Origin of the sequence: Enterobacter sp. BNK-34 (assembly GCF_048684445.1) — a bacterium.
Taxonomy (GTDB): Bacteria; Pseudomonadota; Gammaproteobacteria; order Enterobacterales; family Enterobacteriaceae; genus Enterobacter; species Enterobacter pseudoroggenkampii.
On record NZ_JBLQUA010000001.1, the window covers coordinates 1,837,250 to 1,858,629 of the forward strand.

19 protein-coding genes are annotated in these 21,380 nt (G+C 58.1%); 12 read left to right on the forward strand and 7 right to left on the reverse strand.

From position 1 onward, the window contains the following. Positions 1-116 precede the first annotated feature (116 nt). Together ACMGG5_RS08965 and ACMGG5_RS08970 are read left to right on the forward strand one after the other, a co-directional pair. Positions 117-1,169 carry a patatin-like phospholipase family protein gene (locus ACMGG5_RS08965; protein ID WP_024908268.1) on the forward strand — a complete coding sequence of 351 codons (1,053 nt, stop codon included), beginning with the start codon at positions 117-119 and terminating at the stop codon, positions 1,167-1,169. Further along, positions 1,166-1,948 (forward strand): TatD family hydrolase, encoded by a 783-nt coding sequence (locus ACMGG5_RS08970; RefSeq protein ID WP_420277756.1) that lies wholly within the window; start codon positions 1,166-1,168, stop codon positions 1,946-1,948. Before ACMGG5_RS08965 ends, ACMGG5_RS08970 begins: the two co-directional genes overlap by 4 nt. Here the strand turns inward: ACMGG5_RS08970 and ACMGG5_RS08975 are convergent. Together ACMGG5_RS08975 and ACMGG5_RS08980 are read right to left on the reverse strand one after the other, a co-directional pair. After that, entirely contained in the window at positions 1,943-2,803 is an 861-nt protein-coding gene (locus ACMGG5_RS08975; RefSeq protein ID WP_407859424.1) for a YjjW family glycine radical enzyme activase, read from the reverse strand. The two genes, ACMGG5_RS08970 and ACMGG5_RS08975, sit on opposite strands and share 6 nt — an antisense overlap. Then, positions 2,778-4,325, reverse strand: a complete 1,548-nt coding sequence (locus ACMGG5_RS08980; protein WP_420277757.1) for a YjjI family glycine radical enzyme — start codon at positions 4,323-4,325, stop codon at positions 2,778-2,780. The genes ACMGG5_RS08975 and ACMGG5_RS08980 overlap by 26 nt, the downstream gene beginning before the upstream one ends. 262 nt (positions 4,326-4,587) lie before the next feature. Here ACMGG5_RS08980 and deoC point away from each other — a divergent pair, with 262 nt between their 5' ends. From deoC to deoD, 4 genes are all read left to right on the forward strand, one after another. Next, positions 4,588-5,367 carry a deoxyribose-phosphate aldolase gene (deoC, locus tag ACMGG5_RS08985; protein WP_003856543.1) on the forward strand — a complete coding sequence of 260 codons (780 nt, stop codon included), beginning with the start codon at positions 4,588-4,590 and terminating at the stop codon, positions 5,365-5,367. Between the two features lie 109 nt (positions 5,368-5,476). Further along, on the forward strand, positions 5,477-6,799 hold the full coding sequence (gene deoA / locus ACMGG5_RS08990) for a thymidine phosphorylase (protein WP_248165950.1): 1,323 nt from the start codon (positions 5,477-5,479) through the stop codon (positions 6,797-6,799). Positions 6,800-6,852: 53 nt separating this feature from the next. Continuing rightward, on the forward strand, positions 6,853-8,076 hold the full coding sequence (gene deoB, locus ACMGG5_RS08995; RefSeq protein WP_420277758.1) for a phosphopentomutase: 1,224 nt from the start codon (positions 6,853-6,855) through the stop codon (positions 8,074-8,076). Between the two features lie 89 nt (positions 8,077-8,165). Then, positions 8,166-8,888, forward strand: coding sequence for a purine-nucleoside phosphorylase (deoD, locus tag ACMGG5_RS09000; RefSeq protein ID WP_024908261.1), 723 nt, complete (start codon positions 8,166-8,168; stop codon positions 8,886-8,888). A gap of 61 nt (positions 8,889-8,949) precedes the next feature. Here deoD and lplA read toward each other — a convergent pair whose 3' ends face one another. Together lplA and ACMGG5_RS09010 are read right to left on the reverse strand one after the other, a co-directional pair. Then, positions 8,950-9,966: a lipoate--protein ligase LplA gene (lplA, locus tag ACMGG5_RS09005; RefSeq protein WP_420277759.1), complete on the reverse strand. Its 1,017-nt coding sequence runs from the start codon at positions 9,964-9,966 to the stop codon at positions 8,950-8,952. Positions 9,967-10,005: 39 nt separating this feature from the next. Beyond that, positions 10,006-10,650, reverse strand: a complete 645-nt coding sequence (locus ACMGG5_RS09010) for a YtjB family periplasmic protein (RefSeq protein WP_061715993.1) — start codon at positions 10,648-10,650, stop codon at positions 10,006-10,008. 117 nt (positions 10,651-10,767) lie between these two features. On the opposite strand from ACMGG5_RS09010, the gene serB reads away from it, so the two are divergent. From serB to nadR, 3 genes are all read left to right on the forward strand, one after another. Beyond that, positions 10,768-11,736 carry a phosphoserine phosphatase gene (serB, locus tag ACMGG5_RS09015; RefSeq protein WP_025757501.1) on the forward strand — a complete coding sequence of 323 codons (969 nt, stop codon included), beginning with the start codon at positions 10,768-10,770 and terminating at the stop codon, positions 11,734-11,736. A gap of 74 nt (positions 11,737-11,810) precedes the next feature. Next, positions 11,811-13,196 (forward strand): DNA repair protein RadA, encoded by a 1,386-nt coding sequence (gene radA, locus ACMGG5_RS09020; protein ID WP_420277760.1) that lies wholly within the window; start codon positions 11,811-11,813, stop codon positions 13,194-13,196. A gap of 37 nt (positions 13,197-13,233) precedes the next feature. Beyond that, entirely contained in the window at positions 13,234-14,466 is a 1,233-nt protein-coding gene (gene nadR / locus ACMGG5_RS09025; RefSeq protein ID WP_024907400.1) for a multifunctional transcriptional regulator/nicotinamide-nucleotide adenylyltransferase/ribosylnicotinamide kinase NadR, read from the forward strand. 54 nt (positions 14,467-14,520) lie between these two features. On the opposite strand, the gene ACMGG5_RS09030 is transcribed toward nadR, so the two are convergent. Then, positions 14,521-15,522 carry a zinc-binding alcohol dehydrogenase family protein gene (locus ACMGG5_RS09030; RefSeq protein WP_420277761.1) on the reverse strand — a complete coding sequence of 334 codons (1,002 nt, stop codon included), beginning with the start codon at positions 15,520-15,522 and terminating at the stop codon, positions 14,521-14,523. A gap of 108 nt (positions 15,523-15,630) precedes the next feature. Between ACMGG5_RS09030 and ACMGG5_RS09035 the strand changes: the two genes are divergently transcribed. Next, the gene (locus tag ACMGG5_RS09035) at positions 15,631-16,530 is read left to right on the forward strand and encodes a LysR family transcriptional regulator (protein ID WP_024907402.1); all 900 of its coding nucleotides are present in this window, start codon (positions 15,631-15,633) and stop codon (positions 16,528-16,530) included. 91 nt (positions 16,531-16,621) lie between these two features. On the opposite strand, the gene ettA is transcribed toward ACMGG5_RS09035, so the two are convergent. Beyond that, positions 16,622-18,289, reverse strand: a complete 1,668-nt coding sequence (gene ettA, locus ACMGG5_RS09040) for an energy-dependent translational throttle protein EttA (protein ID WP_006810191.1) — start codon at positions 18,287-18,289, stop codon at positions 16,622-16,624. 227 nt (positions 18,290-18,516) lie between these two features. On the opposite strand from ettA, the gene sltY reads away from it, so the two are divergent. Beyond that, a complete protein-coding gene (gene sltY / locus ACMGG5_RS09045; protein WP_420277762.1) occupies positions 18,517-20,454 on the forward strand; it encodes a murein transglycosylase in 1,938 nt (645 codons plus the stop codon). A gap of 55 nt (positions 20,455-20,509) precedes the next feature. After that, on the forward strand, positions 20,510-20,839 hold the full coding sequence (gene trpR, locus ACMGG5_RS09050; RefSeq protein WP_024907404.1) for a trp operon repressor: 330 nt from the start codon (positions 20,510-20,512) through the stop codon (positions 20,837-20,839). On the opposite strand, the gene yjjX is transcribed toward trpR, so the two are convergent. Then, positions 20,830-21,345 carry an inosine/xanthosine triphosphatase gene (gene yjjX / locus ACMGG5_RS09055; protein ID WP_023334447.1) on the reverse strand — a complete coding sequence of 172 codons (516 nt, stop codon included), beginning with the start codon at positions 21,343-21,345 and terminating at the stop codon, positions 20,830-20,832. The genes trpR and yjjX overlap by 10 nt on opposite strands. Positions 21,346-21,380 lie beyond the last annotated feature (35 nt).

Here is a 21,380-nt window from a genome sequence, read left to right on the forward strand (position 1 = left end):
CGCAATATTCCTTCAACAAAAAAAAGCCAGTCGCTGTGACTGGCTTTTTCTTATTTGCGTAACAGGTCGGGTGCGTTACTGTGGTGTTATAAAATAGTCAAAACAGGAAAGCAGAGGTGGGGCAACGAATTCCCGTTACGCTCGGCAATATTGCGCCGCTGACGTTAAAACCGTTTCGCGCAGGTCAACTCGCGCTGGTCTGCGAAGGTGGAGGACAGCGCGGCATTTTCACCGCCGGCGTGCTGGACGAATTTATGCGCGCGCAGTTCAACCCGTTTGACCTCTACTTTGGCACGTCTGCCGGGGCGCAGAACCTTTCTGCCTATGTCTGCAACCAGCCCGGCTACGCGCGAAAGGTCATCATGCGCTACACCACGGCGAAAGAGTTTTTTAATCCGGTGCGCTTTGTGCGCGGCGGTAACCTGATCGATCTCGACTGGCTGCTGGAGTCGACCTCCAGCCAGATGCCGCTGGCCATGGACACCGCGGCCCGTCTGTTTGATAGCGGCAAAGAATTCTGGATGTGCGCCAGCCGGGGGGATGATTATTCGCCGGGCTATTTTTCGCCTCAGAAGGAGAACTGGCTGGACATCATCCGCGCCTCCAGCGCGATCCCCGGTTTTTATCGTACCGGTGCGCTGCTGGACGGCATTAGCTATCTGGACGGGGGGATCAGTGACGCGGTACCGGTGCAGGAAGCCGCCCGTCGCGGGGCGAAAACCATTGTGGTGATCCGTACCGTACCGTCGCAAATGTATTACACGCCGCAGTGGTTTAAACGGATGGAGCGCTGGTTGGGCGACAGCAGCCTGCAGCCGCTGGTGAACATCGCGAAGCAGCATGAAACCACCTACGGCGCGATGCAGCGCTTCATTGAAAAACCGCCGGGTAAGCTGCGTATTTTTGAAATCTATCCGCCTAAGCCGCTGCTGAGCATGGCCCTGGGCAGCCGCGTCCCTGCGCTGCGCATGGATTACAAAACGGGACGGCTGTGCGGGCGCTACTTCCTGGCAACGGTAGGGAAAATGCTGGCGGAGCAGCCACCGCTTCATCGCCATAAACGCATTATTACGCCGCCTGCGATTGTCGCCAACGATGCCCTGACGATGCCGCTGGTGGACATTCCGCAGGCGAATGATGCTTTACTGGATAACGAGGATCTGGCGTGACGCACCGCTTTATCGATACCCACTGCCACTTTGATTTCCCGCCGTTTACGGGGGAGGAAGCGCAAAGCATTGCGAAAGCGGCTGACGCAGGCGTTCAGGCCATCATTGTGCCGTCAGTGGAAGCGGCGTACTTTTCCCGCGTGCTGGATCTTTCTGCGCGGCACCCCGCGCTCTATGCGGCGCTCGGCCTGCATCCGATCGTGATTGAGCGGCATCGTGATGAGCACATAGAGAGACTTGATGAGATAGTGCAGACCGCAGGCGACAAGCTTGTCGCCATCGGGGAGATCGGCCTCGATCTTTATCGCGAGAACCCGCAGTTTGAGCGCCAGCAGATGATCCTCGACGCGCAGCTCAGGCTGGCGAAGCGTCACGATCTGCCGGTGATCCTCCATTCAAGACGCACGCACGATAAGCTGGCGATGCACCTGAAACGCATCGATCTGCCGCGCAGGGGCGTCGTGCACGGTTTCTCCGGCAGCCTGCAGCAGGCGCAGCGTTTTATTGAGCTGGGCTATAAAATCGGCGTCGGTGGCACCATCACCTATCCGCGCGCCAGTAAAACCCGGGACGTGATGGCGCAGCTGCCGCTGTCGGCGCTGCTGCTGGAAACCGACGCGCCGGATATGCCGCTGAATGGTTTTCAGGGTCAGCCGAATCGCCCGGAACAGGCGGCGCGCGTGTTTGCCACCCTGTGTGAACTGCGAAAAGAGCCTGAAGTGGTGATTGCCGATGCGCTGCTGGAAAATACGCGGTCGGTATTTGGTATCACGCTATAGGTAAAGCGCCGGGCGGATCACCGTTATCTTCTGTTTTTCCAGCGCCCGCGCTAGCGGTTCAACGTCCTCAGGCGTGGCGCTGCGCCATGACGCTGCCTCACCGTACACGCCATGCGCATGAAACGCGTTAATACGCACCGGAATATTCCCCAGCCCGTGGATAAACGTTGTCAGCGGTTTCAGATGTTCCAGATAATCACATTGCTCTGGGATCACCAGGAGCCTCAATTCAGTCAGCCGTTGATGCTGTGCCAGCCAGCGAATACTCTGTTTAATCTGCGGGTTTTCGCGCCCGGTCAGAAAACGGTGATGCTCATTGTCCCACGCCTTGAGATCCAGCATCGCGCCATCCAGTACCGGCAGCAGCTTTTGCCAGCCGGTTTCGCTTAACAGACCGTTGCTGTCGACCAGACAGGTGAGATGGCGCAGGGTTGGATCGGCTTTGATCGCAGTGAACAGGGCGATCAAAAACGGTAATTGCGTTGTGGCTTCACCGCCGCTGACGGTGATCCCTTCGATAAACGGTGCGGATTTGCGGACCTGAGCGAGGATCTCTTCCACGCTGAAGCGGTGCGCCATAGGCGTTGCCTGCTGCTGACACAGGTGCAGACAGGTGTCGCACTGCTGGCAGTCGCTCTCCTGCCACCAGACGCGCCCGGCCTGAATGGTCAGCGCGTCGTGCGGACAGTGGGGCACGCAGTCCCCGCAGTCGTTGCAGCGGCCAATCGTCCACGGGTTGTGGCAGGTTTTACAGCGCAGGTTGCAGCCCTGCAGGAAGAGGGCAAGGCGGCTGCCCGGCCCGTCCACACAGGAAAAAGGAATGACCTGACTAACTAAAGCGCATCTGCTGTTCATGGCTAATCACGCGCGGCTGACGTTCCAGAATGCGGGTATTGCGTGCGGCTTCTTCCCCCAGCCACGTGGTGTTCGTTCTCGACCCTGCTTCCCGGTATTTCTCCAGATCCGATAGCCGCACCATATACCCGGTGACGCGCACCAGATCGTTACCCGCCACGTTGGCGGTAAACTCGCGCATACCCGTCCTGAACGCGCCCAGGCACAGCTGAACCACCGCCTGCGGGTTGCGTTTTACCGTCTCATCCAGCGTCAGGATATCGCTTATCCCGGAAGAGTAGTGCTTGTGATGGGGAGCTACCGCCAGCAGGTGGCTGATGGGATCCGGCTCGTCGCCGTACGGCAGGCGCGCGCCCGGCGTGGTGCCGGAGTCGGAGCTGATCCCCGACTGCGCGTGAAGCATCGCGCGCTGCTTCCAGCCGTGCTTCACCGGCGTGTTTTCGACAAACACCGCAAGCTGTTCGCTGATGCGATAGCCCAGCGCGTTGGCCTGCTCATCTTTGCCGTAACGTCCCGCGATGCCAGCTTTCTCACAGAGCATGTTTACCGCTTCCGCCAGTCCGTACATGCCAAACATCGGCACAAACCGATCGGCATCAATCAGCCCCTCTTTTACCAGGAAGCTATTCTCAAAGAAGCCAGATTGCTCGTACAGGAAACCACAGCGTGCATCGATGATGGCCATTTGCTGCTGGCAATAGTGCGGGAGCGTGCGGGTGAAGAAGTCTTCAATGGACGTGCTGCATTCAGCAATGGCTTTGAGGTTAAGGCGCACCAGGGTGCTGCCACCGCCAGCCAGAGGCAGGGAGTTGTAACAGCTCACCACGCCATAACGACCTTTTGTGAAAATTTTATCATTCACCGGGCCATTAGAAATATGCGGTTTACTGCATTCACATATGTTTTTTGCTACCTCAAGCAGCAAATCGTCCGGGGTGGTCTCTGGATCATAAATAAAGGTCAGGTTCGGCGCGACCTGCTTCAGCTCTGCATCGGCACGCAGAATGGCACGGGTGATGGGCGTATCTTCCGGCCCGATATTGGCATGCATAAAGGCATCCGGCAGCGTACGGTCAAGATAGCGCCAGAAACGTTTTATTCGGCTATTGATTTCTTCTTGTGTTAGAATTCTAACATATGGTTGCAGCAGCGCATCAAGCTGGCCGAGATAGACCGGCATCGATGTGACGGACGGAACATGGTGATAAAGGATGGTTAGCAGCGAGAGGGCATCGTCGAGATCTTTTGCCCCTTCCAGCTCCAGCCATTCTGAACCGTTAGCCAGAAATTTTGCGTAATCCGGCAGAACGTAACGGGGTTTGTAAGGCGCATGGCCTTCGAACATGTCGCAGATAAACCCCTCGTCCAGCGCGGCGCGCGCAGCTTCAGGAAGTGCCGGATACGGCAGGTTGTTTTCCGCTTCCAGCGCCAGAAAATGACGTTTTTGTTCCGGGGATAACACCGGGCTTGTCACAATCTGCTGGCAACGTTGCTGCAGGGCGTCGGGGCTGGAGTGGGGCATATTCGCTTCCTTGAATGTTCTGCGGATGATGAACGGATTGTAGAAAGCCTGCCTGTTGGCGCTTTTGATCCCACAGGGGGTATTGCTGCTTTAGTCGGCAATTTGCGCACTAAAGTTTGAAGAAGATCTCATTACAGTAATGCAAATTTGTACGCAGTTTTCATTAACTGTGATGAATGTCGAAGTGTGGATGCGGGTGGATGTTAGAATACTCACAGACCCGCAAGGTAAAATTTATACGGCACTGCCGTTGGAGATTGTTATGACCGATTTAACTGCAAGCAGCCTGCGCGCGTTGAAACTGATGGACCTGACTACCCTGAACGATGACGACACCAATGAGAAAGTCATCGCCCTGTGCCATCAGGCGAAAACGCCAGTGGGTAACACCGCAGCCGTTTGTATCTACCCGCGCTTTATCCCGATTGCCCGTAAGACGCTGAAAGAGCAGGGCACGCCGGACGTGCGCATTGCAACCGTGACTAACTTCCCGCACGGCAACGACGATATCGAGATTGCGCTGGCAGAAACCCGCGCGGCGATTGCTTACGGTGCAGACGAAGTTGACGTGGTGTTCCCATACCGCGCGCTGATCGCCGGCAACGAGCAGGTCGGTTTTGACCTGGTGAAGGCCTGTAAAGACGCGTGTGCGGCGGCAAACGTGCTGCTTAAAGTGATCATCGAAACCGGCGAGCTGAAAGAAGAGGCGCTGATTCGTAAGGCATCTGAAATCTCCATCAAAGCCGGTGCGGATTTCATTAAAACCTCTACCGGTAAAGTGCCGGTTAACGCCACCCCGGAAAGCGCGCGCATCATGATGGAAGTGATCCGCGACATGGGCGTGTCCAAAACCGTTGGTTTCAAACCTGCGGGCGGCGTGCGTACCGCCGAAGACGCGCAGCAGTTCCTGGCGATTGCTGACGAACTGTTCGGCGCCGACTGGGCCGATTCCCGTCACTACCGTTTCGGTGCGTCCAGCCTGCTGGCTAGCCTGCTGAAGGCGCTGGGTCACGGCGACGGTAAGAGCGCAAGCAGCTACTGATTGCCAGACAACGCCGGATGACGCTTCGCTTATCCGGCCTACAGGATCGTAGGGCGGGTAAGCGTAGCGCCACCCGCCACAACTCCCCCGATTCCGCATGGAGGTTACCGTGTTTCTCGCACAAGAAATTATTCGTAAAAAACGTGATGGTCATGCATTAAGCGACGAAGAGATCCGCTTCTTCATTAACGGCATTCGTGATAACACCGTCTCAGAAGGGCAGATTGCGGCTCTGGCGATGACCATTTTCTTCCACGATATGTCGATGCCTGAGCGCGTGTCGCTGACCATGGCGATGCGAGATTCAGGAACCGTTCTGGACTGGAAAAGCCTCAACCTTAACGGCCCGATTGTGGATAAACACTCCACCGGCGGCGTGGGCGACGTAACGTCTCTGATGCTCGGCCCAATGGTGGCAGCCTGTGGCGGTTACATCCCGATGATCTCCGGACGCGGCCTGGGCCACACTGGCGGTACGCTCGACAAACTGGAAGCCATTCCGGGCTTCGATATCTTCCCGGATGACAACCGCTTCCGCGACATTATTAAAGACGTTGGTGTGGCGATTATCGGCCAGACCAGCTCTCTTGCTCCGGCAGACAAGCGTTTCTACGCGACCCGCGACATCACCGCGACCGTTGACTCCATCCCGCTGATCACCGCCTCTATCCTGGCGAAGAAGCTGGCAGAAGGGCTGGACGCGCTGGTGATGGACGTGAAGGTAGGCAGCGGCGCGTTTATGCCAACCTATGAACTCTCTGAGGCGCTGGCCGAAGCGATCGTTGGCGTCTCCAACGGCGCGGGCGTGCGCACTACCGCACTGCTCACCGATATGAACCAGGTGCTGGCCTCCAGCGCCGGTAACGCGGTCGAAGTGCGTGAGGCGGTACAGTTCCTCACCGGCGAATACCGTAACCCGCGCCTGTTCGACGTCACCATGGCGCTGTGCGTTGAGATGTTAATCTCCGGCAAGCTCGCCAAAGACGACGCCGACGCCCGCGCGAAGCTGCAGGCGGTGCTGGACAACGGCAAAGCGGCGGAGATCTTCGGCCGCATGGTCGCGGCGCAGAAAGGCCCGACCGACTTTGTCGAAGACTACGCGAAATACCTGCCAACCGCGACGCTCAGCAAAGCGGTGTATGCCGATAGCGAAGGGTTTGTTTCTGCGATGGACACCCGTGCCCTCGGCATGGCGGTGGTCTCGATGGGCGGCGGCCGTCGTCAGGCATCGGACACCATTGATTACAGCGTCGGCTTTACCGATATGGCCCGTCTGGGCGACAGCGTTGACGGCCAACGTCCGCTGGCGGTGATCCACGCCAAAGACGAAGCCAGCTGGCAGGAAGCGGCGAAAGCGGTGAAGGCGGCCATCACGCTTGACGATAAAGCACCGGAAACCACACCGACTGTCTATCGCCGTATCACCGAATAGCGGTATACTGATCTGATCGATAATTTTTGAAGCACTACGTACGGAGAACAATTATGAAACGTGCATTTATTATGGTGCTGGACTCATTCGGCATCGGCGCAACCGAAGATGCAGAACGTTTTGGTGACGTGGGTTCCGATACCATGGGTCACATCGCGGAAGCCTGTGCGAAAGGCGAAGCGGACAACGGTCGTAAAGGCCCTCTGACTCTACCCAACCTGACCCGCCTTGGTCTGGTGAAAGCGCATGAAGGCTCTACCGGTAAAATCGCAGCCGGTATGGACGGCAACGCGGAAGTCGTGGGCGCCTACGGCTGGGCGCACGAGCTTTCCTCCGGTAAAGACACCCCGTCTGGCCACTGGGAAATCGCCGGTGTGCCGGTGCTGTTCGACTGGGGCTACTTCTCCGATCACGAGAACAGCTTCCCGCATGAGCTGCTCGATAAGCTGGTGAAGCGTGCCAACCTGCCGGGCTACCTCGGTAACTGCCACTCTTCCGGTACCGTGATTCTGGACCAGCTCGGCGAAGAGCATATGAAAACCGGCAAGCCGATTTTCTACACCTCTGCTGACTCCGTGTTCCAGATTGCCTGCCACGAAGAGACGTTTGGCCTGGATAAACTCTACGAGCTGTGCGAAATCGCACGCGAAGAGCTGACCGAAGGCGGCTACAACATTGGCCGCGTGATCGCGCGTCCGTTTATCGGCGACAAAGCGGGTAACTTCCAGCGTACCGGTAACCGTCACGACCTGGCCGTTGAGCCGCCAGCGCCAACCGTGCTGCAGAAGCTGGTCGATGAGAAAGGCGGTCACGTGGTGTCCGTGGGTAAAATCGCGGACATCTACGCCAACTGCGGCATCACCAAAAAAGTGAAAGCCACCGGTCTGGATGCGCTGTTCGATGCCACCATCAAAGAGATGAAAGAAGCGGGCGACAAGACCATTGTCTTCACCAACTTCGTGGACTTCGACTCCTCCTGGGGTCACCGTCGCGACGTCGCGGGTTATGCTGCGGGTCTTGAACTGTTCGACCGCCGTCTGCCGGAGCTGATGGAGCTGGTGGGTGAAGATGACATTCTGATCCTGACCGCGGACCACGGCTGTGACCCAACCTGGACCGGTACCGACCACACCCGTGAGCACATTCCGGTGCTGGTGTACGGCCCGAAAGTGAAGCCGGGCTCGCTCGGTCACCGTGAAACCTTCGCGGACATCGGCCAGACTATTGCGAAATACTTTGGTACGTCTGACATGGAATATGGCAAGGCCATGTTCTGAATCATGTAGGGTGCGGTCTGATGCCCTCACCCCGGCCCTCTCCCACAGGGAGAGGGTGAAAAGAATAAACAATGTAAAAGGAACTGAAGATGGCAACTCCTCACATTAATGCAGAAATGGGTGATTTCGCTGACGTCGTATTGATGCCGGGCGACCCGCTGCGCGCGAAGCACATTGCAGAAACTTTCCTGGAAGACGTGCGTGAAGTGAACAACGTTCGCGGCATGCTGGGCTTCACCGGTACCTATAAAGGCCGCAAAATCTCCGTCATGGGCCACGGTATGGGTATCCCATCCTGCTCTATCTACACCAAAGAGCTGATCACCGACTTCGGCGTGAAGAAAATCATCCGCGTGGGCTCCTGTGGCGCGGTGCGTATGGACGTTAAGCTGCGCGACGTGGTTATCGGCATGGGTGCCTGCACCGATTCCAAAGTAAACCGCATGCGTTTCAAAGACCATGACTTCGCGGCAATCGCTGACTTCGGCATGGTGCGTGACGCGGTTGACGCGGCAAAAGCGCTGGGCGTTGACGCGCGCGTGGGTAACCTCTTCTCTGCTGACCTGTTCTATGCACCAGACGGCGGTGAGATGTTCGACGTGATGGAAAAATACGGCATTCTGGGCGTGGAAATGGAAGCGGCGGGCATCTACGGCGTTGCGGCGGAGTTTGGTGCGAAAGCGCTCACCATCTGCACCGTATCCGACCATATCCGTACCCACGAGCAGACCACCGCTGCCGAGCGTCAGACGACCTTCAACGACATGATCAAAATCGCGCTGGAATCCGTTCTGCTGGGCGATAAAGAGTAATTCTGTCTCTTCCCTCCCTCTCCCTGTGGGAGAGGGCCGGGGTGAGGGCACCAAACCGCACTTAACGTACGGCCTGCGCAATCCATGCTGACAAATCCCTCAACTCTTTTTCCTGCTCCGGGAAATCCCCAATCAACGCGTCGCATTCCTGCTGCAGCATATCCGCCCGGTACAAACAGCCCTGCAAACGTGCCGCCAGCGCCTCTAACGGTGCCGGATTCAGGCTATCGGTAAACACCTGCGTGCGGGTGATATGGCCTTTCTCCACATCAAAATGCAGCTCCACGCCGCCCCAGGTAAAACGCTCATCCAGCAGATGGGAAAACGCAGGAGCCTGGCCGAAGTTCCACTCCCAGCTGCTCTGGCGGGCGAAGGTTTCGGCAAAGTTGGGCAGGTCCGGGGTTTTGTCAGGGGAGATCACTTCGGCTTCCACGCGCTCGCCGTAATGTTCAAAGAACGCGTCACGGATCGCATCGCAAATCTGCTCGTGCGTAATCCCCGGCAGCAGCTCCACCAGATTCGCCACGCGCCCGCGCACGGAGGTAATCCCCTTAGCCTGGAGCTTTTTCTTGTCCGGATTCAGGTAGTTCGCCAGACGGCTCAGATCGGCATTCAGCAACAGGGTGCCGTGGTGGAACCCGCGATCCATCGTTTCGCGGTAGGCGGAGCCGGAGACCTTCCGGTCGCCCTCCGGGGTTTTGACCACCAGATCGTTACGTCCGGAGGCATCTGCCGTCACGCCGAGTGAATTCAGCGCATTGAGGACAATGGAAGTAGAGATGGTTTTGTCGTACTCTGGTTTTCCTGCCATAAAGGTAAAGCAGGTATTGCCCAGATCGTGGAACACCGCGCCGCCGCCGCTGCTCCGGCGCGCCAGGCGGACGTTGTCTTCTTCCATACGCCGGGTGTTGCACTCTTTCCATGGGTTTTGCGCACGACCAATGACCACCGTATCGGCGTTACGCCAGAGAAACAGTACGCGCTGGGTGGCGGGCATCTGGCGGAAGATGCACTCTTCTACCGCGAGATTAAACCAGGGATCGTAAGAGTCAGAGATAAGCAGGCGTAACGTCGTCATGGCAAAGTTCCTTTTCCGAATCGTTCGCCTACTTTATCACTATTCTTTCTTCTCGCTCTCTTCGTCTTCAGGGACGGATTTGCTGGCGGTCAGCAGGAACGGGGATTGCTGCCAGCGCGAGCGCTTGCCCCGAAGCAGGGTGCGTGCCAGCACAACGCCGATGGCGAGTGAAAGCAGCAGCATCAGGCGCAGAATATTGGTGGTATTATCGACCTGTTTGGCTTCAGTGGGCAGGGTGTGGGTATCGAGAGTCAGGCGCAGATAGCCCAGCGGACCATTCTTTCCCTGAATAGGTTCGACGATCTGCTGGTTAAAATAGCCCCCGGCTTTTTTACCGTCCAGCGCCAGCCTGTCGCGCACGTCGACATGCTCGCCCGCGCGGGCAATCAGGTTACCTTGCTCATCATAGACGCCGGCATCAAGAATGCGGCTGTTCTCCGTGAGCTGGCGTAAAACCTGGCCTATCCGCTTATCGTCCGGCGTTTCAGTACGCATGGATGGCGCGACGTTGAGCGTCACCTGGCGTGCCAGCGTGCGGGCCAGCTCTTCAAACTGCGGGTTGCGTTGCCGTTGATGGTTCTGGCTAAACCAGGATGCCCCTTGCATCAGCACCACTAACAGTGCGAGACAGGAGAGGACAATCACGGCGCGATGGAGCCGGAATTTCAGTTTTGCGCGAGCCATATTCCACCTGCTGAAAATTTACGGCTTAATGTTGCCAGAAGTGATGGTTACAGGGTAGCCTCATGCGTTATTTTCCCTCTGCAACCTTCCGGCGCGAACGAAACTACAGGAGCTTTAATGCCGAACATTACCTGGTGTGACCTGCCAACGGATGTCTCTTTATGGCCAGGATTGCCGCTCTCTTTAAGTGGCGATGAGGTGATGCCTCTGGATTACCACGCCGGTCGTAGCGGCTGGCTCCTCTACGGACGCGGTCTGGATAAGCAACGCCTGACCCAGTATCAAAGCAAGCTGGGGGCGGCGATGGTCATCGTCGCCGCCTGGTGCGTGGAAGACTACCAGGTTATTCGCCTGGCGGGCTCTCTGACGCAGCGCGCAACGCGTCTGGCGCATGACGCCGGGCTGGACGTCGCGCCGCTGGGTAAAATTCCGCATCTGAAAACGCCGGGCCTGCTGGTGATGGACATGGACTCTACCGCCATTCAGATCGAGTGTATCGACGAAATTGCGAAGCTGGCGGGCAGCGGCGAGCTGGTGGCGGAAGTGACCGAGCGTGCGATGCGCGGCGAGCTGGACTTCACCGCCAGCCTGAGACAGCGCGTGGCGACCCTGAAAGGGGCCGATGCTAACATTCTGCGCCAGGTGCGCGACGTGCTGCCGCTGATGCCAGGGCTGACGCAGCTGGTGCTGAAGCTGCAGTCGCTGGGCTGGAAAGTGGCGATCGCCTCCGGTGGCTTCACCTTCTTCGCGGATTATCTGCGGGAAAAACTGCATCTGACCACCGTGGTGGCCAACGAGCTGGAGATCATGGACGGCAAGCTGACCGGCCAGGTGATCGGCGATATTGTGGATGCCCAGTACAAAGCCAATACGCTGACGCGTCTGGCGGAAAAATATGAAATTCCGGTTGTCCAGACCGTCGCGATCGGGGATGGCGCTAACGACCTGCCGATGATCAAAGCGGCCGGCCTGGGCATTGCCTACCATGCCAAGCCAAAAGTGAATGAAAAGACGGAAGTGACTATCCGTCACGCTGACCTGATGGGGGTGTTCTGCATTCTCTCCGGCAGCCTTAATCAGAAATAACGGCCTGCTTTGTAGGCCGGGTAAGCGTAAGCGCCACCCGGCTCGCAGGCCGCACAGAAATAACGAGGTAAACCGTGGCGAAAGCTCCAAAACGCGCATTTGTCTGTAACGAATGTGGTGCGGATTATCCGCGCTGGCAGGGGCAATGCAGCGCCTGCCATGCCTGGAACACCATCACCGAAGTGCGTGGTGTGGCGGCTTCGCCGAGCGTGGCGCGCAATGAACGCCTGAGCGGCTACGCGGGCAATGCGGGCGTAGCGAAAGTCCAGAAGCTCTCGGACATCAGCCTCGAAGAGCTGCCGCGCTTCTCCACCGGGTTTAAAGAGTTTGACCGCGTGCTCGGCGGCGGCGTAGTGCCGGGCAGCGCGATTCTTATCGGCGGTAACCCGGGCGCGGGCAAGTCAACCCTGCTGCTGCAAACGCTCTGCAAGCTCGCCGAACAGATGAAAACCCTGTACGTCACGGGGGAAGAGTCCCTGCAGCAGGTGGCGATGCGCGCGCACCGTCTGGGCCTGCCGACCGGTAATCTGAACATGCTGTCGGAAACCAGCATCGAGCAGATCTGCATGATCGCCGAAGAAGAGCAGCCGAAGCTGATGGTGATCGACTCCATCCAGGTGATGCACATGGCGGACATCCAGTCCTCGCCGGGCAGCGTCGCGCAGGTGCGTGAAACCGCGGCCTACCTGACGCGCTTTGCCAAAACGCGCGGCGTGGCGATTGTGATGGTCGGCCACGTGACCAAAGACGGCTCGCTGGCCGGGCCGAAGGTGCTTGAACACTGTATCGACTGCTCCGTGATGCTCGACGGCGACGCGGACTCCCGCTTCCGTACCCTGCGCAGCCATAAAAACCGCTTTGGGGCGGTGAACGAACTGGGCGTGTTTGCCATGACCGAGCAGGGGCTGCGCGAAGTCAGCAACCCGTCGGCCATCTTCCTGAGCCGTGGCGATGAGATCACCTCCGGCAGCTCGGTGATGGTGCTATGGGAAGGGACGCGCCCGCTGCTTGTCGAAATTCAGGCGCTGGTGGACGTGTCGATGATGGGCAACCCGCGGCGCGTGGCGGTTGGTCTGGAACAGAACCGTCTGGCGATCCTGCTGGCGGTGCTGCACCGTCACGGCGGGCTGCAGATGGCGGATCAGGACGTCTTTGTGAACGTGGTCGGCGGCGTTAAAGTCACTGAGACCAGCGCAGACCTGGCGCTGCTGCTGGCAATGGTCTCCAGCCTGCGCGACAGACCGCTGCCGCAGGATCTGGTCGTCTTCGGCGAAGTGGGCCTTGCCGGGGAAATCCGTCCGGTACCCAGCGGCCAGGAGCGTATCTCCGAGGCGGCAAAACACGGTTTCCGTCGCGCGATAGTTCCCGCCGCCAACGTGCCGAAAAAAATCCCGGAAGGGATGCAGGTTTTTGGCGTGAAGAAACTCGCAGATGCGTTAAATGCCTTTGACGACTTATAATTACGTAAATTTGATTTTGCAGGAGGCACCGTAATTTATGTCATCATTTGACTACATCAAGACCGCTATCCGCCAGAAGGGCTGCACGCTGCAGCAGGTGGCAGACGCCAGCGGCATGACCAAAGGCTACCTGAGCCAACTGCTGAACGCCAAAATCAAAAGCCCCAGCGCGCAGAAGCTCGAAGCGCTGCACCGCTTTCTGGGGCTGGAATTCCCGCGTATGCAAAAGAACATCGGCGTGGTGTTCGGCAAGTTTTACCCGCTGCATACCGGGCATATCTATCTGATCCAGCGCGCCTGTAGTCAGGTGGACGAGCTGCACATCATCATGGGCTATGACGAAACCCGCGACCGTCAGCTGTTTGAAGAGAGCGCCATGTCGCAGCAGCCGACCGTGCCGGACCGCCTGCGCTGGCTGCTTCAGACCTTCAAGTATCAGAAAAATATTCGTATTCATGCCTTTAACGAAGAGGGTATGGAGCCGTACCCGCACGGCTGGGACGTGTGGAGCAACGGCATCAAAGCGTTTATGGAAGAGAAGGGCATTGCGCCGAACTGGATCTACACCTCTGAAGAGTCCGATGCGCCGCAGTTCCGCGAGCATTTGGGCATCGAGACGGTGCTGATCGATCCGAAGCGCACCTTCATGAACATCAGTGGGGCGCAGATCCGCGAAAACCCGTTCCGCTACTGGGATTACATTCCGACCGAGGTGAAGCCGTTCTTTGTGCGCACCGTCGCGATCCTGGGCGGCGAGTCGAGCGGGAAATCAACGCTGGTCAACAAGCTGGCGAACATCTTCAATACCACCAGCGCGTGGGAGTACGGACGCGACTATGTCTTCTCCCATCTGGGCGGTGATGAGATGGCGCTGCAGTATTCCGACTACGACAAAATCGCGCTCGGTCATGCCCAGTACATTGATTTCGCGGTGAAATACGCCAACAAGGTAGCGTTTATCGATACCGATTTTGTCACTACGCAGGCGTTCTGTAAAAAATACGAAGGGCGCGAGCACCCGTTCGTGCAGGCGCTGATTGACGAATACCGCTTTGACCTGGTGATCCTGCTGGAAAACAACACCCCGTGGGTGGCCGACGGCATGCGCAGCCTCGGCAGCTCCGTGGACCGGCGGGAGTTCCAGTCCATGCTGGTGGAGATGCTCAACGAAAACAACGTTGAGTTTGTGCACGTGGAAGAGTCGGACTACGACTCCCGTTTCCTGCGCTGCGTCGAGCTGGTGAAGGAGATGATGGGAGAGCAGGGGTAAGCGTTAACCTCCCTCTCCCTGTGGGAGAGGGCCGGGGTGAGGGCATCAGGCCACTCAATACTCAACCACCACTTTCCCGCGCATATGCCCGTCCAGCACCTTACGGTGCGCCTCGGTAATGCTTTCCACGCTCAGCCCGTGCAGCGTTTCACTCAGCGAGCTTTCCACCACGCCGTTATCCACCAGCTTCGCCACCTCATTGAGGATCTCACCCTGACGCGCCATATCAGCGGTCTGGTACATGCTGCGGGTGTACATAAATTCCCAGTGCAGCGCGGCGGATTTCGACTTCAGCTTGTCCTGGTTCAGCGGACGTTCATTCTCGACGATAGAACAGATATGCCCCTGAGGCGCAATCAGTTCGCTGACCGCATCCCAGTGCCCGTCGGTATCGTTGAGGATGAAAATATAATCCACAAAGGTCAGCCCGTGTTTCGCCAGTTCGCCTTTCAGATCGCGGTAGTTTACCACCACATCTGCACCGCGATCGCGGCACCACTGAGCGGAATCTTCGCGGGACGCGGTTGCGATGATTTTCACCTTGCTGTTGTGCTTCGCGAACGGGATCGCCAGCGATCCCACCCCGCCCGCACCGCCGATGATCAGCAGGTTTTTGTCCGCACCGGCATCCTGGATGTTCAGCCGTTCAAACAGTCCTTCCCACGCGGTGAGTGCGGTCAACGGTAGCGCAGCGGCAGCCGCCCAGCCGAGGCTTGCCGGTTTGTGCCCGACAATGCGCGCATCGATCAGCTGGTGTGTGGTGTTGCTGCCCGGGCGGGTGATGTCCCCTGCATACCACACCTCATCTCCCGGCTTGAATCCGGTGACGCCAGCTCCAGCTGCTTTGACGATCCCGCTGGCATCCCAGCCGAGCACGCGCGGCTCTTTCAGCCCGTTTTTGGCAATGCCCGCGTGGACTTTGGTATCGACCGGGTTAACGGAGACGGCCTTCACCTCCACCAGCAGATCGTGCTCGCCGGGCTGCGGCATCGGCGGGGTGATTTCAATGAAGGTAGAGGGATTTTCAGGGTTAACGGCAATGGCTTTCACTGACATGGTGTGCTCCTCAATGGCATGCGTTTTGTTGAGGCTAGTCTATTAAGTGGCCAGCTGCATGATAAGATGGACAATCAAGAACTCAGCGTTCGTACAGGATGAACAATCATGTTTAAGCAGCTTCAGGATATGGCGCTGTTCGCGCTGGTGGCGGAGATGGGCAGCTTTACCGCGGCAGCGCAGAAAGCCGAACTGCCGAAATCGAGCGTTAGCCAGCGAATTAGCCAGCTGGAGCAGCAGGTGGGTATTCGCCTGCTAAACCGCACCACGCGCAGGATCAGCCTCACGTTTGCGGGTGAGCACTATCTGGTGCACTGCCGCGAAATGCTGGCGGCCAGCGAGCGGGCGGAGTACGCCATTCAGCGCCTGCGCGAAAACCCGAGCGGGCGGCTGCGCATCACCTGCCCGGCGGGGATAGGGGCGACGCTGCTGGCGCATATGAATGCCGAGTTCCAGCTTCGCTATCCTGAGGTTTCGCTGGACGTGTCGATCTCTGATGACGTGGTGGACCTGGTCGAGGCCGGGTTTGACGTGGCGCTGCGTACCGGCAAGCCGCAGGACTCCTCCCTGATTGGCCGCATGATCGGGCACTGCCCGCGTTACATGCTGGCCTCGCCGGACTATCTGGCGCGCCGGGCGCCGCTGACGCATCCCCGTCAGCTTGTGGAGCACCGCAGCATTACGCATCGGGCGTGGTCAGAGTGGCTTCTGCGAAGCGAGAGCGAGGATTACCGCTACCTGCCGGATAACGCGCACATGACCGATAACCTGGTATACGCCCGCGAATGTGCGATTGCCGGTGCGGGGATTACGCTCCTTCCGGCTTTTTTGCTGGAAGATAAGGTCGAGAAAGGGGCGCTGGTGCAGGTACTGCCGGAGTGGAACGTTGAAGGAAACGACCTGTGGCTGGCCTATCCGAGCCGTAAGCTCAACTCACCCGCGCTGATGAGCTATATCGACTTTGCAATGCAGTTTGATGAGGTGAAGCGGTATTACGTGGGTGGGTGATTTTGTGCGGCCTGATGCCCTCACCCTGGCCCTCTCCCACGGGGAGAGGGTACAAACATAAAAAACGGCAACCGAAGTTGCCGTTTTGCTTTTATTTCGCAATACGCTTGTACTTAATACGCTTCGGCTCCAGCGCGTCGGCGCCCAGCGTGCGTTTCTTGTACTCTTCGTATTCGGTGAAGTTACCTTCGAAGAACTCCACTTTACCTTCGTCCTGGTAGTCCAGAATGTGGGTCGCGATACGGTCCAGGAACCAGCGGTCGTGCGAGATAACCATCGCGCAGCCCGGGAACTCCAGCAGGGCGTTTTCCAGCGCGCGCAGGGTTTCGATATCCAGGTCGTTGGTTGGTTCATCGAGCAGCAGAACGTTACCGCCCACCTGCAGCAGCTTCGCCAGGTGCAGACGACCGCGCTCACCGCCGGACAGCTCGCCCACGCGTTTGCCCTGATCGGTGCCTTTAAAGTTAAAGCGACCAACGTAGGCGCGGCTTGGCATCTCGGTGTTGCCGATACGCATGATATCCAGACCGCCGGAGACTTCTTCCCACACGGTTTTGCTGTTATCCATCGCGTCACGGAACTGGTCAACGGAGGCCAGCTTCACGGTTTCACCCAGGGTGATTGAGCCGCTATCAGGCTGTTCCTGACCGGACATCATGCGGAACAGGGTTGATTTACCCGCGCCGTTCGGACCGATGATGCCGACGATAGCGCCTTTCGGTACGGAGAAGGTCAGGTCGTCGATCAACAGGCGGTCGCCGTAAGACTTGCGCAGGTTGGTCACTTCAACCACTTTATCCCCCAGACGTGCTCCAGGTGGAATAAACAGTTCGTTGGTTTCGTTACGTTTCTGGTATTCGGTGTTGTTCAGCTCTTCGAAGCGTGCCAGACGGGCTTTGCCCTTAGACTGACGGCCTTTCGCGCCCTGACGCACCCACTCCAGCTCTTTCTCGATAGACTTACGACGGGCCGCTTCCTGAGACGCTTCCTGAGCCAGACGCTGATCTTTCTGCTCCAGCCAGGAGGAGTAGTTGCCTTCCCACGGAATACCTTCGCCGCGGTCCAGCTCCAGGATCCAGCCGGCGACGTTGTCGAGGAAGTAACGGTCGTGGGTGATCGCCACAACGGTGCCTTCGAAGTCGTGCAGGAAGCGTTCCAGCCACGCCACGGATTCCGCATCCAGGTGGTTGGTCGGTTCGTCGAGCAGCAGCATGTCTGGTTTTTCCAGCAGCAGGCGGCACAGCGCCACGCGGCGGCGTTCACCACCGGAGAGGTTCGCGATTTTCGCATCCCAGTCCGGCAGACGCAGGGCATCAGCCGCGCGCTCCAGCTGCACGTTCAGGTTGTGACCGTCGTGCGCCTGGATAATCTCTTCATACTTGCCCTGCTGCGCGGCCAGCTTGTCGAAGTCCGCATCCGGCTCGGCGTATTTGGCATACACTTCATCCAGACCTTTCAGGGCGTTAACCACTTCGGAAACCGCTTCTTCAACGGACTCACGCACGGTGTGTTCCGGATTCAGCTGAGGTTCCTGCGGCAGGTAGCCGATCTTGATGCCAGGCTGCGGACGGGCTTCACCTTCGATGTCTGTATCAATGCCGGCCATGATGCGCAGCAGGGTGGACTTACCGGCACCGTTGAGACCCAGAACACCGATTTTTGCGCCCGGGAAGAAGCTCAGCGAGATATTTTTAAGAATATGACGTTTCGGCGGGACAACTTTGCCGACACGATGCATGGTATAAACGAATTGAGCCACGTTGGACTTCGCCTCTTTTATCGTAATGAGAAGGAATTTCAGCCTCGAAGTGTAGCCTTTTTCACGGCCTAATCCCAGCCAGGAACGTCGGGAGTGTTAAAACGCGCAAGAAAGGTAAAAAAGTGTCCATGACGTGGCGCGTTGAAGGATGCCTGGTTAGCATAAGTTAATTAGACTTTGACGTGGCAAGACGCTGCAATTGACGAAAAAACAATGAGGAAGAGCTTGTGGAAAAAGCCAAACGGGTGGTCTGGCGTCTGCTGGCTGCCAGCGTATGCGTAATGGCGGTAAGCCAGGCGGTGCATGCCGATTCACTGGATGAACAACGTAATCGCTACGCCCAGATTAAACAGGCGTGGGACAACAAGCAGATGGATACCGTGCAGGCGCTAATGCCGACGCTAAAGGATTATCCGCTGTATCCGTATCTGGAGTATCGCCAGATTACGGACGATCTGATGAACCAGCCTACCGTCACCGTGAATAACTTCATTCAGGCGAACCCGACCCTGCCGCCAGCCCGAAATCTCCAGTCTCGTTTTGTGAATGAGCTGGCGCGTCGCGAAGACTGGCGTGGACTGGTGGCGTTTAGTCCTGAAAAGCCGAACGCCACCGAAGCCCAGTGTAACTACTACTATGCGAAATGGGCGACTGGCCAGCAGGAAGAGGCCTGGGCCGGGGCGAAAGAGCTCTGGCTGACCGGGAAAAACCAGCCGAACGCCTGTGATTCCCTGTTTGGCGCATGGCGCGCTTCCGGTAAACAGGATCCGCTGTCCTACCTTGAGCGCATCCGTCTGGCGATGAAAGCCGGTAACACGCGTCTGGTGACCACGCTGGCGGGGCAGATGCCGTCCGATTACCAGACGATCTCCACCGCGGTTATCTCGCTGGCGAACGATCCGAACAGCGTGCTAACCTTTGCCCGCAGCACGGGCGCGACCGATTTTACCCGCCAGATGGCGGCGGTGGCCTTTGCCAGCGTGGCGCGTGACGACGTAGAAAACGCGCGGCTGATGATCCCGCAGCTGGTGCAGGCGCAGCAGCTTAATGAGGAGCAAACCCAGGAGCTGCGCGATATCGTGGCGTGGCGACTAATGGGTACCGATGTGACCGACGAACAGGCGCGCTGGCGTGACGATGCCATTATGCGTTCGAACTCCACGTCGCTGGTGGAACGCCGCGTGCGCATGGCGCTGGGCACGGGAGATCGCCGTGGGCTGAATACCTGGCTCGCGCGGTTGCCAATGGAGGCTAAAGAGAAAGACGAATGGCGCTACTGGCAGGCCGATCTGCTGTTGGAGCGCGGTCGTGATGATGAAGCTAAAGAGATCCTCCATACGCTGATGCAGCAGCGCGGGTTCTACCCGATGGCGGCCGCGCAGCGTCTGGGCGAGGAGTATACCTTCCGCATTGATAAAGCGCCCGCTAACGCGAACCCGGCGCTGACGCAGGGGCCAGAAATGGCGCGCGTTCGCGAGCTGATGTACTGGAATATGGATAACACCGCGCGCAGCGAGTGGGCGAATCTGGTGACCAGCCGCACCACCGACGAAAAAGCCCAGCTTGCTCGCTATGCCTTTGATAATCACTGGTGGGATCTCAGCGTGCAGGCGACGATCGCCGGCAAGCTCTGGGATCATCTGGAAGAGCGTTTCCCGCTGGCGTACAAAGATCTCTTCGATCGCTATACCAGCGGCAAAGATATCCCGCAAAGCTACGCAATGGCGATTGCCCGTCAGGAGAGCGCATGGAACCCGAAAGTCCGTTCCCCGGTGGGCGCCAGCGGCCTGATGCAGATTATGCCGGGCACGGCGACGCACACGGTGAAGATGTTTAATATCCCTGGGTACAGCAGCCCGTCACAGCTTCTCGATCCGGATACCAACATCAACATCGGTACCAGCTACCTGCAGTACGTGTATCAGCAGTTTGGCAATAACCGCATCTTCTCGTCGGCGGCGTATAACGCGGGGCCTGGACGTGTGCGCACCTGGCTCGGCAACAGCGCCGGGCGCATCGACGCCGTGGCGTTTGTCGAGAGCATCCCGTTCTCGGAAACGCGCGGCTACGTGAAGAACGTGCTGGCCTATGACGCCTACTATCGCTACTTCATGGGGCAGAAAGATACCCTGATGAGCGATGCCGAGTGGCAGAGACGTTACTGATCGGCGTGGGTTGTGTTATGCTGTACTCGCTAATGAGTACAAGAGGCAGCATAACATGACCCAGCATTCCCCGTATTCCTCGGCAATGGCCGAACAACGTCATCAGGAGTGGCTTCGTTTTGTGGAGCTGCTTCGCCAGTCTTACGAACAGGATCTGCATTTACCCCTGATGCAGCTGATGCTCACGCCGGACGAGCGCGAGGCGCTGGGCACGCGCGTGCGGATCATTGAAGAGCTGCTGCGCGGCGAGATGAGCCAGCGCGAGCTGAAGAATGAGCTCGGCGCGGGCATTGCAACGATCACCCGCGGCTCGAACAGCCTGAAGTCGGCGCCGGTTGAGCTGCGCCAGTGGCTCGAGTCAGTCTTATTAAGCGATCAACGATAAATCGCGTTATGGAACGGGCTTAACGCCAAAATCACCGCCTGGTGGTAAACGCCTGAACGCGTCAGCGCGCCTGCGGTAAAGACGCCAATCGCCCCTTCTTTACGACCAATCTCATCGATGCCGGTGTACTGCGACATTACCGGCCCGAGCGCTTCACCCGCACGGACTTTTTCCAGAATGATCTCCGGCAGCGGAAGGGTGGCCGAACGCGCTTCACCGCGCTGTTCACGGCTTTCGATCACCACCCAGCTAAAAGTTGCGCCTTCGTCGATACCGGCTTCAATCGCTACCCAAAAGTCAGCATTCGGTGCCGCGGCCTTAGCGTTTGCCACGCGATTTCGTGCGCCAGCGCGCGTTTCCTCGCTGCCAAACGGCTGTTCAGGCACGCCACTCTCGACGCCGATGGCCTCAATATGGCAGGATCCTGCGCCGAAGATCTCGTCAAATGCCCTTAGAATTGCCTGAATTTTGGCAGGATTAGTGGTAGCAGAGACAACATGGTGCATAATTAAGCTCGATTCAAAAAAAACTCATCGCAGTA